The sequence below is a fragment of the Microbacterium sp. VKM Ac-2923 genome, assembly GCF_022815605.1.
GTDB lineage: Bacteria > Actinomycetota > Actinomycetes > Actinomycetales > Microbacteriaceae > Microbacterium.
This window is the reverse complement of record NZ_JALGRP010000013.1, coordinates 60,255-60,723: the sequence shown is the minus strand read 5'-3', so window position 1 is coordinate 60,723 and position 469 is coordinate 60,255. Positions and strand designations below refer to the sequence as shown.

Annotated in this window: 1 protein-coding gene; it reads right to left on the bottom strand. The window is 61.4% G+C overall.

The window, feature by feature from the left end; all coding sequences use genetic code 11:
• Positions 1–445: hypothetical protein (locus MT347_RS16225; RefSeq protein ID WP_243502418.1), on the bottom strand; the 445-nt coding region annotated here is incomplete at its 3' end.
• Positions 446–469 lie beyond the last annotated feature (24 nt).

Sequence of the window (469 nt, the reverse complement as noted above, 5' to 3'; positions counted from 1 at the left end):
CAGTGGATCGCGGATACAACACCCTGGCCTGCGTCAAAGCGACGCTGCCACCGTCGCTGACGCGGATACCGGACCAACTTCCGTTCTCAGGCTTGGTGTCGTCGCCGTCCGTGTTGGTATCCCCACCCACGGAGTCGTCGTAAAGCGACGTGAATACCACCGGGCTAGCCGACGTCCCGTTCGCCACCAACGATCCAGCCACCGTCAAGTTGGCATTACTGGAGGGAGCAAATTTGACGGTGGCTTTCTCGCCGAGGGTAAGAGTCGCGCCCCTCTTGATCGTCACATCTGTCTCGATGAGGTAGACCGTAGTTGTAGCGGGATCCCATACGGCGCTGCTAACGATGTCGGACGCGATCCGAATCACTGGCACCGTCGACGCCGTCACAGTTGTTCCGGCGCTGGTCTTGGCGGTGGTGGCGTAACCCGACTTCGTGGCGGTCACCGTCAAACTCAGCGTCGCGCCCGC